This is a genomic window from Rufibacter sp. LB8 (assembly GCF_014876185.1).
In the GTDB taxonomy this organism is placed as follows: Bacteria; Bacteroidota; Bacteroidia; order Cytophagales; family Hymenobacteraceae; genus Nibribacter.
Genome location: NZ_JADALJ010000001.1, coordinates 2,968,060 through 2,981,035 on the forward strand (window position 1 = coordinate 2,968,060; position 12,976 = coordinate 2,981,035).

General features: G+C 49.6%; 13 protein-coding genes. 4 read left to right on the plus strand and 9 right to left on the minus strand.

The features are described 5' to 3' along the window. Window positions 1-7: 7 nt before the first annotated feature. From IMY23_RS12465 to prmC, 3 genes are all read right to left on the minus strand, one after another. Window positions 8-1,297 (minus strand): nucleotide sugar dehydrogenase, encoded by a 1,290-nt coding sequence (locus IMY23_RS12465; RefSeq protein WP_192822402.1) that lies wholly within the window; start codon window positions 1,295-1,297, stop codon window positions 8-10. Window positions 1,298-1,308: 11 nt separating this feature from the next. Further along, window positions 1,309-1,899 carry an acyltransferase gene (locus IMY23_RS12470; protein WP_192822403.1) on the minus strand — a complete coding sequence of 197 codons (591 nt, stop codon included), beginning with the start codon at window positions 1,897-1,899 and terminating at the stop codon, window positions 1,309-1,311. Between the two features lie 342 nt (window positions 1,900-2,241). Next, window positions 2,242-3,102: a peptide chain release factor N(5)-glutamine methyltransferase gene (gene prmC, locus IMY23_RS12475; RefSeq protein ID WP_192822404.1), complete on the minus strand. Its 861-nt coding sequence runs from the start codon at window positions 3,100-3,102 to the stop codon at window positions 2,242-2,244. 76 nt (window positions 3,103-3,178) lie between these two features. On the opposite strand from prmC, the gene ribD reads away from it, so the two are divergent. Further along, the gene (gene ribD / locus IMY23_RS12480; RefSeq protein WP_192822405.1) at window positions 3,179-4,222 is read left to right on the plus strand and encodes a bifunctional diaminohydroxyphosphoribosylaminopyrimidine deaminase/5-amino-6-(5-phosphoribosylamino)uracil reductase RibD; all 1,044 of its coding nucleotides are present in this window, start codon (window positions 3,179-3,181) and stop codon (window positions 4,220-4,222) included. Between the two features lie 246 nt (window positions 4,223-4,468). Then, complete coding sequence (locus tag IMY23_RS12485; protein ID WP_192822406.1) at window positions 4,469-4,951, plus strand: GAF domain-containing protein; 483 nt, start codon at window positions 4,469-4,471, stop codon at window positions 4,949-4,951. 197 nt (window positions 4,952-5,148) lie between these two features. On the opposite strand, the gene IMY23_RS12490 is transcribed toward IMY23_RS12485, so the two are convergent. The 5 genes from IMY23_RS12490 to IMY23_RS12510 all read right to left on the minus strand — a co-directional run bounded on the left by IMY23_RS12490 (window position 5,149) and on the right by IMY23_RS12510 (window position 9,826). After that, entirely contained in the window at window positions 5,149-5,835 is a 687-nt protein-coding gene (locus IMY23_RS12490) for a phosphatidylserine decarboxylase family protein (protein WP_192822407.1), read from the minus strand. Window positions 5,836-5,945: 110 nt separating this feature from the next. Beyond that, window positions 5,946-7,220, minus strand: a complete 1,275-nt coding sequence (locus IMY23_RS12495) for a Glu/Leu/Phe/Val dehydrogenase (RefSeq protein ID WP_192822408.1) — start codon at window positions 7,218-7,220, stop codon at window positions 5,946-5,948. 111 nt (window positions 7,221-7,331) lie between these two features. Next, window positions 7,332-8,165 carry a phosphatidate cytidylyltransferase gene (locus tag IMY23_RS12500; RefSeq protein WP_225986497.1) on the minus strand — a complete coding sequence of 278 codons (834 nt, stop codon included), beginning with the start codon at window positions 8,163-8,165 and terminating at the stop codon, window positions 7,332-7,334. Between the two features lie 55 nt (window positions 8,166-8,220). Next, window positions 8,221-8,811 carry a hypothetical protein gene (locus IMY23_RS12505; RefSeq protein WP_192822409.1) on the minus strand — a complete coding sequence of 197 codons (591 nt, stop codon included), beginning with the start codon at window positions 8,809-8,811 and terminating at the stop codon, window positions 8,221-8,223. A 64-nt stretch (window positions 8,812-8,875) separates the two neighbouring features. Next, window positions 8,876-9,826 carry a CPBP family intramembrane glutamic endopeptidase gene (locus tag IMY23_RS12510; protein WP_192822410.1) on the minus strand — a complete coding sequence of 317 codons (951 nt, stop codon included), beginning with the start codon at window positions 9,824-9,826 and terminating at the stop codon, window positions 8,876-8,878. Between the two features lie 56 nt (window positions 9,827-9,882). On the opposite strand from IMY23_RS12510, the gene dusB reads away from it, so the two are divergent. Together dusB and IMY23_RS12520 are read left to right on the plus strand one after the other, a co-directional pair. After that, the gene (gene dusB / locus IMY23_RS12515; RefSeq protein ID WP_192822411.1) at window positions 9,883-10,881 is read left to right on the plus strand and encodes a tRNA dihydrouridine synthase DusB; all 999 of its coding nucleotides are present in this window, start codon (window positions 9,883-9,885) and stop codon (window positions 10,879-10,881) included. Window positions 10,882-11,474: 593 nt separating this feature from the next. Continuing rightward, on the plus strand, window positions 11,475-12,389 hold the full coding sequence (locus IMY23_RS12520) for a DMT family transporter (RefSeq protein ID WP_370589849.1): 915 nt from the start codon (window positions 11,475-11,477) through the stop codon (window positions 12,387-12,389). A gap of 109 nt (window positions 12,390-12,498) precedes the next feature. Here the strand turns inward: IMY23_RS12520 and IMY23_RS12525 are convergent, their stop codons facing one another. Continuing rightward, entirely contained in the window at window positions 12,499-12,933 is a 435-nt protein-coding gene (locus tag IMY23_RS12525; protein ID WP_192822412.1) for a hypothetical protein, read from the minus strand. Between the last annotated feature and the right edge of the window lie 43 nt (window positions 12,934-12,976).

Here is a 12,976-nt window from a genome sequence, read left to right on the forward strand (position 1 = left end):
GTTTAATTTATAAACTCCAGTAAGGCAGGCTCTTAATCTTATTCCGGTAAATACCTTTTAAATCAATGACAATAGGGCTGTCTGAGGAGATGCTCTTGAAGTATTCCTCGTCAAAACCTAAATAATCTTTGTGGTTCACCGCTACTACGATGGCGTCATAGTCATTGGTTGGGTTCTCCACCAATCCGAACCCATATTCATGGTTCAGTTCTTCAGAAGAGGCATACGGGTCCACCACGTCTACCTGCACCCCAAAGCTCTTCAGTTCATTAATAACGTCTGCCACTTTGGAGTTTCTTATGTCTTCCACATTCTCTTTGAAGGTAGCGCCCATCACCAAAACCTTCGCTTTAGAAATAGCTTTGCCTTCCTTTATCATCATTTTAATGGCTTTGCTGGCCACATACGCGCCCATTCCGTCATTGATGGTACGGCCGCTCAAAATGATTTTAGAATCGTAGCCTAGGGCCTTCGCCTTGTAAGTAAGATAATATGGGTCCACGCCAATACAGTGACCACCTACCAGGCCCGGGAAGAATTTCAGGAAGTTCCATTTGGTGCCGGAGGCTTCCAACACCTCGTAGGTATTGATGTCCATGCGGTCAAAGATGATGGACAATTCATTCATCAGCGCGATGTTCACGTCACGCTGGGTGTTCTCAATGATTTTAGCCGCTTCAGCCACTTTGATGGAAGACGCACGGTGCACACCAGCCTCAATCACCAGTTCATACACTTTGGCTACTACATCCAGAGATTCAGCATCACAACCAGAGACCACTTTCACAATCTTGGTAAGGGTGTGTTCTTTGTCACCTGGGTTAATGCGCTCCGGTGAGTAACCCACTTTGAAATCCTGGTGGAACTTTAGACCAGACTCACGCTCCAACACTGGAATACAGTCTTCCTCAGTACAGCCGGGGTACACGGTTGATTCATACACCACATAATCTCCCTGCTTCAAGACTTTACCTACCGTGCTGGAAGCGCCTAGCAGCGGCTTCAAATCAGGTAGCGCGTACGCATCTATTGGGGTGGGCACGGCTACAATGAAGAACTTGGCTTCGCGCAGTACCTCCAGGTCATCTGTGAACGTGATGTCAGCACCATCAAAGGCCGAAGATTCTAATTCTCCGCTTGGGTCAATGTTGTTTTTCATCAACTCCACACGCTTGGCATTGATGTCAAACCCTATCACACTTATTTTTTTCGCGAACTCTAGGGCAATGGGGAGTCCTACATACCCTAGTCCGATGACGGCCAGTTTGGCTTCTTTGTTGAGGAGTTGCTGGTACACAGTTGAATATTTTAGATGGAGAATTTAGTTACACTTTTATTTTCTAAAGAGTAGCGCTCGCCCGTTTCTGGGCAAACAGCTTCATTCTTTTCATTGAAAGCTAATTTGTGGCCAGCCTCGCTTACCCAGCCATACTGGCGTGACGGATTTCCATATACTAAGGCATACGGCGGCACATCTTTGGTAATGACAGCTCCGGCCCCCACCAGGGCATAAGCTCCAATAGTATTGCCACAGACTACCGTTGCATTCGCACCAATGCTGGCACCCTTCTGCACTAGCGTTTTCTGGTAATCGCCGCGGCGGTTGATAGCGCTGCGTGGGTTCAACACGTTGGTGAACACCATGGACGGCCCTAAAAAAACATCGTCTTCACAGGTTACACCACTGTAGACCGACACATTGTTCTGTATTTTGACATTTCTACCCAAAACCACATCTGGAGAGATGACTACGTTCTGACCGATGTTACATTGTTCCCCAATGATGCAGCCCGGCATAATATGCGAAAAATGCCAGATTTTAGTGCCTTCACCAATGGTGCAGCCGCTGTCTATGACGGCTGTTTCATGGGCGAAATACTGGGGGCTACCGTGGGTCATTGCTTTTCTTGACTTCCGAGAATCAGGTTCCTTACGGAATTACCGTATTCAGGGATATGCTTTACAAAAGGCAAAGGTACAGTTTTTAAAATAATTCACAGTACTTGAATTGGTACCGCGTTACTAATGAAGCAGATGAAGCTGAACAAGTTTTCAAAACACGCCTGAAAAAGGCAACTTCTAATGGATTTCGGCTTTCAATATTTTCGTTTTTGGCTTCAATTTGAGAAATAGAGCCAAAAACGGAAGCTACATCTGGGCACAGATTGAAAATAAGCCCGGAACAAATTCTGCAGGCAAATCTTAATTCAGTAACGCCTACTCACCTAACTGCGGCAAATATCATTTAGGCCAGACAGCCAGCGTCATTCGTTCTTTCCCGCGTAAATCCTGCAATATCTGCACATCTTGGTAGCCAGATTCCTGCAACATGTCCTGTGTTTCCTGAGCGTAACGTTCGTTAATCTCAAAGAAAAGCCTGCCACCGGGTTTCAACAGATGCTGGGCCAAATGGGCAATGCGCCGGTAGAATAGCAATGGGTCATGGTTTGGCACAAAGAGCGCCAAGTGTGGTTCAAAGTCTAGCACATTCTCCCGCATTAGCTGTTTCTCCTCCTCCAGCACATAGGGTGGGTTGCTGATGACCGCATCCAGGGAAGCGGGGGCTACTGCGGGGATTTCCTGAAGAATATCTTGCTGCAACCAGGTCACCTTTTGCCCAAGCGTTTCAGCATTTCTTTTGGCTATGTTCAAGGCATCTGCAGACACATCTAACCCCCATAGTTCAGCAGTCGGCAGTTCAGCAGCCAAAGTGATAGGAATACAGCCGCTTCCCGTGCCAATGTCTAGCAATTTTGGATTTGGATGGTGTTGGAAAGCTTTGATGACCAGTTGCACCAGTTCCTCGGTCTCTGGCCTGGGAATCAGTACCGCGGGTGTCACCAAAAAATCCCTGCCATAGAAAGAAGCTTCGCCCAACACGTATTGGATAGGCTGATGCTGTAGCAATCGCTGTTGAATATCATGCAATTGGCTTTCCAACGATTCTGGGAATATCTCTTTCCTGCGTTGCAGCAGCTCAAACCTGCTCGCCTTTAACAGATGCTGGAGCACCCATTCGGCCATGCTCTGGGCTTCTGGGGCTTCGTAGAGGGTTACCAGAGTTTGGCTGAGCCGTTGCAGAACGTCTTGAATGGTGGGCATGCGGTCAAGTTTTGGGCAATTTCTGAAAAAACCCCCGATATTGGCGTAAAGAATTCTGTTCGCCGTAAAAACTGCCATGGACTCCTCTGAAAAATATATGCGCCGCGCCTTGGATTTGGCTCTTCTGGGAACCGGAAAAGTGCGTCCCAATCCGCTAGTGGGCTGTGTAGTGGTGCATGACAAGAAAATCATTGGCGAAGGCTGGCACCAGCAATACGGCGGCCCGCACGCTGAGGTGAATGCCTTGAACAGCGTAGCTGACAAAAGCCTGCTGCCCCACAGCCAGGTGTATGTCACGCTGGAACCTTGCTCGCATTACGGGAAGACGCCGCCCTGCGCTGATTTTCTGTTGCAGCACGGCGTGCGAGATGTAATCATTTGCAACGCTGACCCTAATCCCTTGGTGGCCGGTAAGGGCATCAAAAAGTTGATGGACGCCGGCTGTAAAGTTCATTTGGGAGTTCTGGAACAAGAAGGCATAGGTGTAAACCGTCGGTTTTTCACGGTGCAGACCAAAAAGCGGCCGTACATCGTTTTAAAGTGGGCGCAGTCATCAGATGGATTTATTGCCTTGCCCAACTGCCAGCCCTGCCAGATTTCTGGGCCATTGGCGAAGCAGCTGGTGCATAAGTGGCGAACCGAGGAACAGGCAATTCTAGTGGGCACCCGCACGGCCATCTTCGACAATCCCCAGCTGAACGTGCGCCACTGGCCCGGACCGGCCCCACTCAGAATTGCCATTGACAAACAGCTGCAGATACCAGCCAGTCATTATTTGCTAGACGGCAGCCAACCTACGCTTATCTATATGCTTCAGCAGAAAGCGGCAACCACCCAAACTGAATACATCCCCCTTTCGCCAGAAGAAAATTTGTTGGAGCAGCTATTAACTGACCTGCACCAACGCAACGTGCAGTCTGTGTTGGTGGAAGGCGGCACGTTTCTGCTGGAAACTTTCTTGCAACTCAACCTCTGGGACGAAATCAGGATTTTCAGGAGCCCGGTTAACCTGACCGATGGAGTTTCTGCGCCGCAGCTGCCCATCTTGCCTTTCAACTCCAGAACCATGGTAGGTGACGATGAACTCACCGTTTACCAGAATAACTTCGGATTATTATAAGTACCCACATCCTGAGCTTCTTCCATTTTTGGAGGCAATCCCAACATTCCCGCTTTCCGTTTTCGGGCTCGTTTTTGGAAATGAAGCCGAAAACGGAAAATCACGCAACGCCAAAGAAACCGGTATACTCAAAGACATTGTTCCCGAAAACTACAGCGGTTACCTTTGTAGTTATATCACTAGAGTGCTAGTGAACGAAGTTAGAAGTAGCACATCAGCACATTCAAAAATTAGCACATTATACCTATGGCCGAAGATTTATTAATAGACACCTCGCTTTCCAAAGAAGAAAGATACAAAGCATTAATTCCACAGATTGAAGCGCTGGTGGCCCCCGAGACCGATTTAATCGCGAACCTGGCCAACGTGATGGCGGCCTTGAAAGAGACCTTCGGGTTTTTCTGGGTGGGCGCGTATCTGGTGAAAGACGGTGAATTGGTATTGGGGCCGTTCCAGGGGCCGGTGGCGTGCACGCGCATTGCGTTTCACCGCGGGGTCTGCGGTGCTTGCTACACGCGCCAAGAAACTATTTTAGTGCCAGACGTGGAAGCGTTCCCTGGTCATATTGCCTGCAGCAGTGCTTCTAAGTCTGAGATTGTAGTGCCGGTCATTAAAAATGGCGAGGTGAAAATGGTGCTGGACGTAGACAGCGACGAACTCAATGACTTCGATGAAGTGGACCAGAAATACCTGGAGCAGCTGATGAAACTGGCCGAGAACTGGTTTTGAGTTTTTATAGTATCACGAAGCAGGTATCAAGTAGCAAGTAGCAAGACATTATCAAATCTCGTTTTCGGCTTCATTTCCAGAAATGAGCCCGAAAACGGAAAAACGAAGAAGCCTTTCCTCAACCAGGAAAGGCTTCTTCGTTTTATAAAAAATCCAGGTCTTGCTACCTGCTACTTGATACTTGATACTAAAGAATACTAACCAAAGAAGGAACCAGAGTTAGTGGTTTTCAACTGCGCGATGATGGTTTGGCCGCCTTTGGTTTTCTGGCCCAGTTCTACTTTCACCTCGGTGTCAAGGGGCACGAAGATGTCTACGCGGGAACCGAACTTGATGAACCCGAACTCTTCGCCTTGGGTTACTTCATCGCCTTCAGTGACATACCACACAATGCGGCGGGCCATGGCGCCGGCAATCTGCCGGAACAATACCTCGGGGCCCGCGGTGGATTCTACTACTACTGTGGTGCGTTCGTTCTTGGTGCTGGATTTTGGGTGCCAGGCCACCAGGTAATTGCCGGGGTGGTACTTGAAATATTTCACAATGCCAGAAACCGGGTTACGCGTGATGTGCACGTTGATGGGCGACATGAAAATGGAAATCTGCTTGCGCGCGTCTTTGAAATACTCAGGCTCCTCCACGTTCTCAATCACAACCACTTTGCCGTCGGCAGGCGCTACAATGAGGTCTTCATGCAGCAGAAAATTGCGGTACGGGCTCCTAAAAAACTGAAGGATGAGCAGGAAAACGATGAGCGAAGCCCCAGAGAAAATTCTATTGAAGATGGTGTGCTCGGCGTTAAAATAGTAGAGCGCCAAGTTCACGAGCAGCAAGCCCATGAGCGTAAAAAACAGAATCTTTCGTCCTTCTTTGTGAATTTTCATTAGTAACTCCTTCGGCTTAATAAGCAAAAATATAAAAAAAACTGCCTCCTATCTAATAAAAGAGAAGAGGCAGTCGTTTTGGGCCTTAAAAAGGCGAAAATAAGCTCTGTTTAGAAGCCACCCCGGAACTTATACGTCTGGGCAACTTTATCGATGGCCACAATATAGGCGGCAATCCGCATGGGCACGTTGTATTTCTGTGACGTGGCGTACACTTTGTTGAAGGCTTCGGTCATAATCCGGTCAGAACGTTCCGTTACCATTTCCAGGCTCCACTTGTAGCCCAGGCGGTTCTGCACCCACTCGAAGTAGGAAACGGTTACCCCACCGGAGTTAGCCAAGATGTCTGGCACCACCATAATGCCTTTCTCGTTGATGATTTTATCGGCGTTGGCCGAGGTGGGGCCATTGGCGCCTTCCACAATCAGGCGGGCCTGAATCTGGTCTGCGTTGCGGGCGGTAATCACATCTTCCACGGCGGCAGGCACCAACACGTCAACTTTAGAGGTCAATAGTTCTTCATTGGTGATAGGCTGCGCACCGACAAAGCCTTCCAGGCGGCCGTTGTGTGCATTTTTGTAGGCGATGGCTTCGTCAATGTTAATGCCATTTTCGTTCCAGTAAGCACCGCTCACGTCACTTACGCCCAAGATTTTCACGCCGCGGTCAGACAGTAATTTAGAAGCCCAGGAACCTACGTTCCCGAAGCCTTGTACCGCCGCCGTAGACTGCGTAGGGTCCATGCCCAACACTTCCATGGCTGCCATGGCCGACACCATCACGCCACGGCCGGTAGCTTCTACTCTGCCCAAAGAGCCACCCAATACCAACGGTTTACCCGTCACTACGGAGTTCACGGTCATGCCTTTGGTCTTGGAGTATTCATCCATCAACCACGCCATTTCTCTTGGGCCAGTGCCCATATCTGGGGCCGGAATATCCTGGTCTGGGCCGAACGTATCTATCAACGCCACGGTATACGCACGCGTTAAACGCTCCAGTTCTCCCGCCGACATGGTGGCAGGGTTGCAGATGATACCGCCTTTGGCACCACCGTACGGAATATCTACCACGGCGCATTTCCAGGTCATCCAGGCGGCCAGGGCTTTTACCTCGTCCAGGAAAACACCTTCGTCATATCTAATTCCGCCTTTAGATGGGCCCAGGATGTTGGAGTGAATGACTCTGAAGCCTTCAAACACGCGCACGCTGCCGTTGTCCATGGTCACGGGCAGGTTCACAATTACCTGGCGCGTTGGCGACTTGAGCACTTCATAGGTTTCATCATCCAGACCCAACACTTCCGCGGCAATGTTGAAGCGGGACATCATAGACTCAAACGGGTTCTCTTTGTCTTTGATTGGGGCTGGCTCTTTATAGGCCATCTTATTTTGGAATGCCATTGCTAAATCAACAAATTAAAGGTGAAATCAGGGCGCGAAATTACCAAATTTCTAAAACAAAGCTAGAAAAGGATTCTTTATTAAAAAGAAGTTTCAACGCTTGACTAGTTCCAGAAAGGCAACCAGGAAGGGAATCACCAGAATCAAGCTGTCAAACCGGTCCAGAATACCGCCGTGCCCGGGAATAAGAGTCCCTGAGTCCTTCACGTCCAGACTTCGTTTCAGCATTGACTCCACCAGGTCTCCCAACACCCCGAATATGGATACCAGTACGGCCACGCCCAGCCAATGTTCCAGCGGCAGGTCTGTGTAGTATTGGGCCAGGAGCCAGGCCACGCCCAAAGACAGCACCACACCGCCTACCCAGCCTTCCCAGGTTTTGCCGGGCGAAATACGCGGAAATAATTTATTTTTCCCAAAGGTTTTGCCCGCTGCGTACGCCCCCGTGTCTGAAGACCAAATCAGGAACATAACGCCCAGAATAATTTGCCAGCTGTATCTGTCTGGCAGAAAAGCCAGTGCGTGCAGAAGCGTAAACGGCGCGGCAATGTAAAAAACGCCCACCAGCGTCAAGGCCACGTTGGTGAACGGCGCATCTTTTCTTCTGTACAATTCGGCAACCAGCACAAGCAGCATCACCGGCGGAAGGATAAACAACCAGTCATTACTCAGGTCACCGCGTTTCACGAAAAAGCCCAGCACGTACAGCCCCGAGCCTAGCAGCACCCCAATGGCGCGGTTCGGTTGAAACCCTTTGGCAGCCAGCAACCGGTAAAACTCCAGCAAACCCAGCACGGTGAGCAACAGGAACAGCAGAAAGAACGTCCACTCACTGAAGTAGATAGCCCCCACGAAAGCCACGCCACCAATGGCCCCGGCCAGCACGCGTTGCTGTAGATTGTTAAGTGGTTTCTTGGTTTGCTCCATGTGGTGGGGTGGTGGTAGTTTTTCGTTGTTAATTTTCAGTTAGTGACTATTGATTCTAACAACTAATTTTTAAATGAATTGCCGGTTGAGCTTTTTTAACGTTGTTGGTTGTTATCCTTAATATTGAATTTGCCTCTTCAGCTGTCAAACCAACAGCTTTTTTTACGCCCCAGTCTAAAGCGCTTGAAAGCGTTAAGTAAAAGGTAAATATATTGTCCGCTTGCACTAGATATCCCATTATGCTTCCAGTACCATTTGGTTCAGAGTTGCCACTGTACCAGATGAATAAGCCGTTTTTGGAAAAGTCAGTGATTTTCCTTTTTAGGTTACTGGTGCTGTTCTGATAAATGTGAAGCGGGCGCTTTATTTCATTTCTTATATAATGTTTTCCTTCATTTAGATAAAGGTCACTTCCAACTACGCGGTTTGGGTTGAATGGCGGTAGAGTTACTTCAACTAACTGACGTATTGAGATTTCATGCATTATTGTGCCCGAAAACCCTAGCCATTTAGAGTCGAACCAGTTGTCAATACAAGTGATGTAGAGTTCATCAGGTGTCCAAAGCAAAACCCTATCGAGGATAATCTGCTCCACTTTTTCAAGGAAAGCCAAACTATCACCGGTTCTATTTTGAATCTTTATCATATTTAGCATTGCTGACAACTAACCACTTAAATTCCCGTTTTCGGGCTTGTTTACGGAAATGAAGCTAAAACCAGCTTTGTTCCGGTTCTTTTTCTGGCATCGGCAACCGCCTGAAGGCTTTATGCAGACCGAACATGACAGCCAAACTGATGACCAGGGAAACCAAAGACAGATACCACGGCGAGGCCTCGGTAGATTCAATGTCCAGCTGAATGCTGCCTCGCTGTTGCAGGTACAGAATGAAAACCGTGAAGCCGTTGTTCATGAAATGGCCCGCAATGGGCACCCAAATGTTCTTCGACCAGAAATACAGATAACCCAGCACCACACCCAGAATCATGCGCGGGAAGAAGCCGTAGAACTGGAAATGGATGGCCCCAAACAGAAACGCAGCTAGCCAGATGCCCACGTGCGGATTTCGGAACCACCTAATCAATTCCTGCTGCACCACGCCCCTGAACAACAGTTCCTCGCCAATTGCCGGAATAATGGCCACTATCAGCACACCCAGCAACATAGCCCCCACTGAGTCAAACTTGGTCAGGTATTGGGTGAGTACTTTCAGGCGTTCCTCGGTTTCCTTGGCCTCTTTTTCAAAAGCCTGCAAAAACTCCGGGAATTTAACGTTGGCGTTCCAATCAATTAACCATGAATTGGCGGGCATAATTAAAACAATCAGCACGGCACTCGCCAAGAGCAAAACCACCGGCACAGACGGCCTGGGCGACAAATAATCTACCGGGTAATGTGCGTTGAAATACAGAAACGCCGCCGGGCCGACTGTGAAGCCTACAAAATGCGTGATGGCTTGATACACCAATAATGCTTGTCGCCCGTCTGGGTAGTCTAGCGGGGTTTGCATCACCTCGGTAATCTGCTGCAAGCCGTAGCCAAATCCCAGTTTCAGGGCCACTGTGGCCAGAAACATCCCTATCAGCATGCCCGCCATCACAAAGCCCGTGAGCAGCATTAGGGAAACAAACGGGTGCAGACGCGGCGAGATGAAACCTTTCATATAGGCGATGTGGTTTTAAAGAGGTAAATTTACGCGAATTTTCTAAACAGCATCACGTGGTAAAAATTGGCAATCTGGAGCTTCCGGCCTTCCCGCTTCTTCTGGCCCCTATGGAGGACGTCAGCGACCCGCCGTTCAGGGCGGTCTGCAAGGCCAACGGCGCCGACTTAATGTATACTGAGTTTATTTCTTCTGAAGGCCTAATCCGGAACGCCGCCAAGAGCCGTCAGAAGCTAGATATTTTTGATTACGAACAGCCTATCGGTATTCAGATTTTCGGGTCTGAGATTGAGTCTATGCGCGAGTCTGCGGTCATTTCCTCGGAAGTTGGCCCTGATTTAATTGACATCAACTACGGCTGCCCGGTAAAAAACGTAGCCTGCAAAGGCGCCGGCGCGGCCCTCTTGCGTGATATTCCCAAGATGGTGGCCATGACGGCAGCCATTGTGAAAGCAGTAGAACCATCGGGCTTGCCCGTGACCGTGAAAACCCGCTTGGGTTGGGACGATTCCACCAAAAACGTGGAGGAAGTAGCCGAGCGTCTGCAGGACATCGGCATAAAAGCGCTCACCGTACACGGCCGCACCCGCGTGCAGATGTACAAAGGCGAAGCCGACTGGACCTTAATCCGGAAAATCAAGGAAAACCCGCGCATCAATATCCCCATCTTCGGGAACGGTGACATTGACACACCCGAGAAAGCGGTGGCTTATAAAGAGCAGTTCGGTGTGGACGGCATCATGATTGGCCGCGCCTCCATTGGTTACCCCTGGATTTTCAGGGAAATCAAGCACTACATGCAGACCGGCGAATTGTTGGCCCCGCCCACACTACAGGAACGCATTGACATGTGCAAAATGCACTTTGACAAAAGTTTGGAGTGGAAAGGCCTGCGCCTAGGTATCTTTGAGATGCGCCGCCACTACGCCAACTATTTCAGAGGCCTGCCCAACGTGAAAACCTACCGCACCCGCCTGGTGCAGACCGAAGACCCTGCCGAGATTTACGCCATCTTAGACGAGATTGCCAACTCCATGGAATACGCGGAGATATAGAACCTCACCCCCAGCCCCTCTCCCACGGAGAGGGGAGCTTTTCTGCATTCCCGTTTTTGGCCTCGTTTTGAGAAATGAAGCCGAAAACGGGATTTTTTGTGTGATGAATTCGCACGCATTTCGTCCCCCTTTGAAGGGGGTTGGGGGATGACAAGGGCGGTTGAAGAACCATCAGCTAGAGAAATGAAACAAGCAGGAATGATTCTCGGGAATAAAATCTGCCTAATTTATGACGCGGAAGTTATTTCTGTGACTCAACGTTATTATTTTAAGTCACGGAAGTAACTTCCGCGCCACAGAATGATTCTCGGGAATAAAAATCAGCACGAGAATCATCCCCCTACCCCCTTCAAAGGGGGACGAAATGCGTGCTATCATGTAACGTTTGAATGCGCGGGAGACAAGGCGGTGCCCGGTCTCTACAGTACAAAATACAAAAATCCACTAGCTCAAAAGACCTCGTAGTGTGCGCAGCTCCTACGAGTGTCTCAGCCAAAGGCCGTTTTCGGCTTCATTTCCAGAAACGGGGCCTAAAACGGAAATCCTTCTGCTATCTTTGCGCCTCCTATAAACTTCGCCTCGCTTAGAAACCTGTGTCCCAAGAAAATCCATCGCCCGCCCTACAAGAAAATACAGCTTCTACGCCAGCTTTGGCCTGGGTTATTCTGGTGGGCCTTTCTTTAATCTGGGGAACGTCTTTTATCTTGATTAAGAAGGGGCTGGAAGTGTTTTCGTCTAATGAACTGGGCGCGCTGCGGATTTCCATTGCCATGCTGGCGTTGCTTCCGTTTGCCTTGAAAGGGTTGAAAGCACCGCAGCCGGGCCAATGGAAGTTCTTAATCATCAGTGGCGTGATTGGCAATCTGGCACCGGCATTTCTGTTCGCGTACGCAGAGACCAAACTGGCCAGCGGACTGGCGGGCGTGCTGAATTCGCTCACGGCGTTGTTCACACTGGTGATTGGGGCCATTTTCTTCCAGCAGCGCATTACGGCATTGCGGGTGTTAGGCATTTTGATTGGGATTGGCGGAACGGCGGTATTGATTTTTTCGGGCAGCGCGCAAGAAACGTCTTCTAATTCTTTTTACGGGCTGTACGTGGTACTTGCCACGGTGCTCTACGGCGGAAGCCTCAACATCATCAAACACAAGTTGGCGGGCATAAAACCGTTGACCATGGCCAGTTTAGCCATGCTCACGGTGGGGCCTTTTGCGTTGGCGTATTTATTTTCAACAGAAGCAGTGGAGAAGTTGCAGACGCACCCGGCAGCCTGGGAAGCGCTGGGCTATATCACGCTGCTGGCGGTGTTCAGCACGGCCATTGGGCTAGTGTTTTACAACAAGCTGATTCACATGACCAACACGCTCTTCGCCAGTACGTCTACCTATTTAATGCCCATTGTGGCCTTAATCTGGGGCGTGGCCGATGGGGAGAGCATTCACCTGATGCATTACGTGGGAATGGCTATTATTCTGGCTGGCGTGTTGCTGGTGAACCGCGCTAAATAATTGCTTTGCTTCCTGTAGAATTTCTGGGATACTTTTGGCGCTGAAAGCGGATGGTGCGTTTTTGGCCTCGTTTCTGAAAATGAAGCCGAAAACGGAAAAGGCAGGCTAGCTATTTCTTGGGAATCTGCACGGTTTTGAACGAACTAAGCCAATCTATGCCGTCAGATTCAGACATGAAAATCTTTATTTTGGTGCGCTCGCTGTAGTCGGCTAGAAAATCTAGGCCTACGTGTTCCTGCACGTGCTGGTAATGGTTGGGCGAAATCAGGTAAGCCACGTAATTGCCGTGCCCCAGGCGCTGCTCGGCGGCCGGGAAAAACTCTTTCAGAATCCAGGCTTCGTCTTCCTCAGAGGCACCGCCGCGTCCGCGCAGGTCAAACAGCCAGAGGCTCACGCCTAAGTCATAGGCAAACTCCAGTGCTTCCAGGTAGCTTTTGCGGAGCAGCATAGAATCTACGGGTTTGGTCCAGCGCAGAAACAGGATTTCCATGTCTCGCCGATAGGTGAGATGCAGGTGACTTCCTTGAATTTCTTTCTCTAGCAAAGCGGCGCGGGTTAAAGCGTAGATAATGCTCTAAAATTACGAC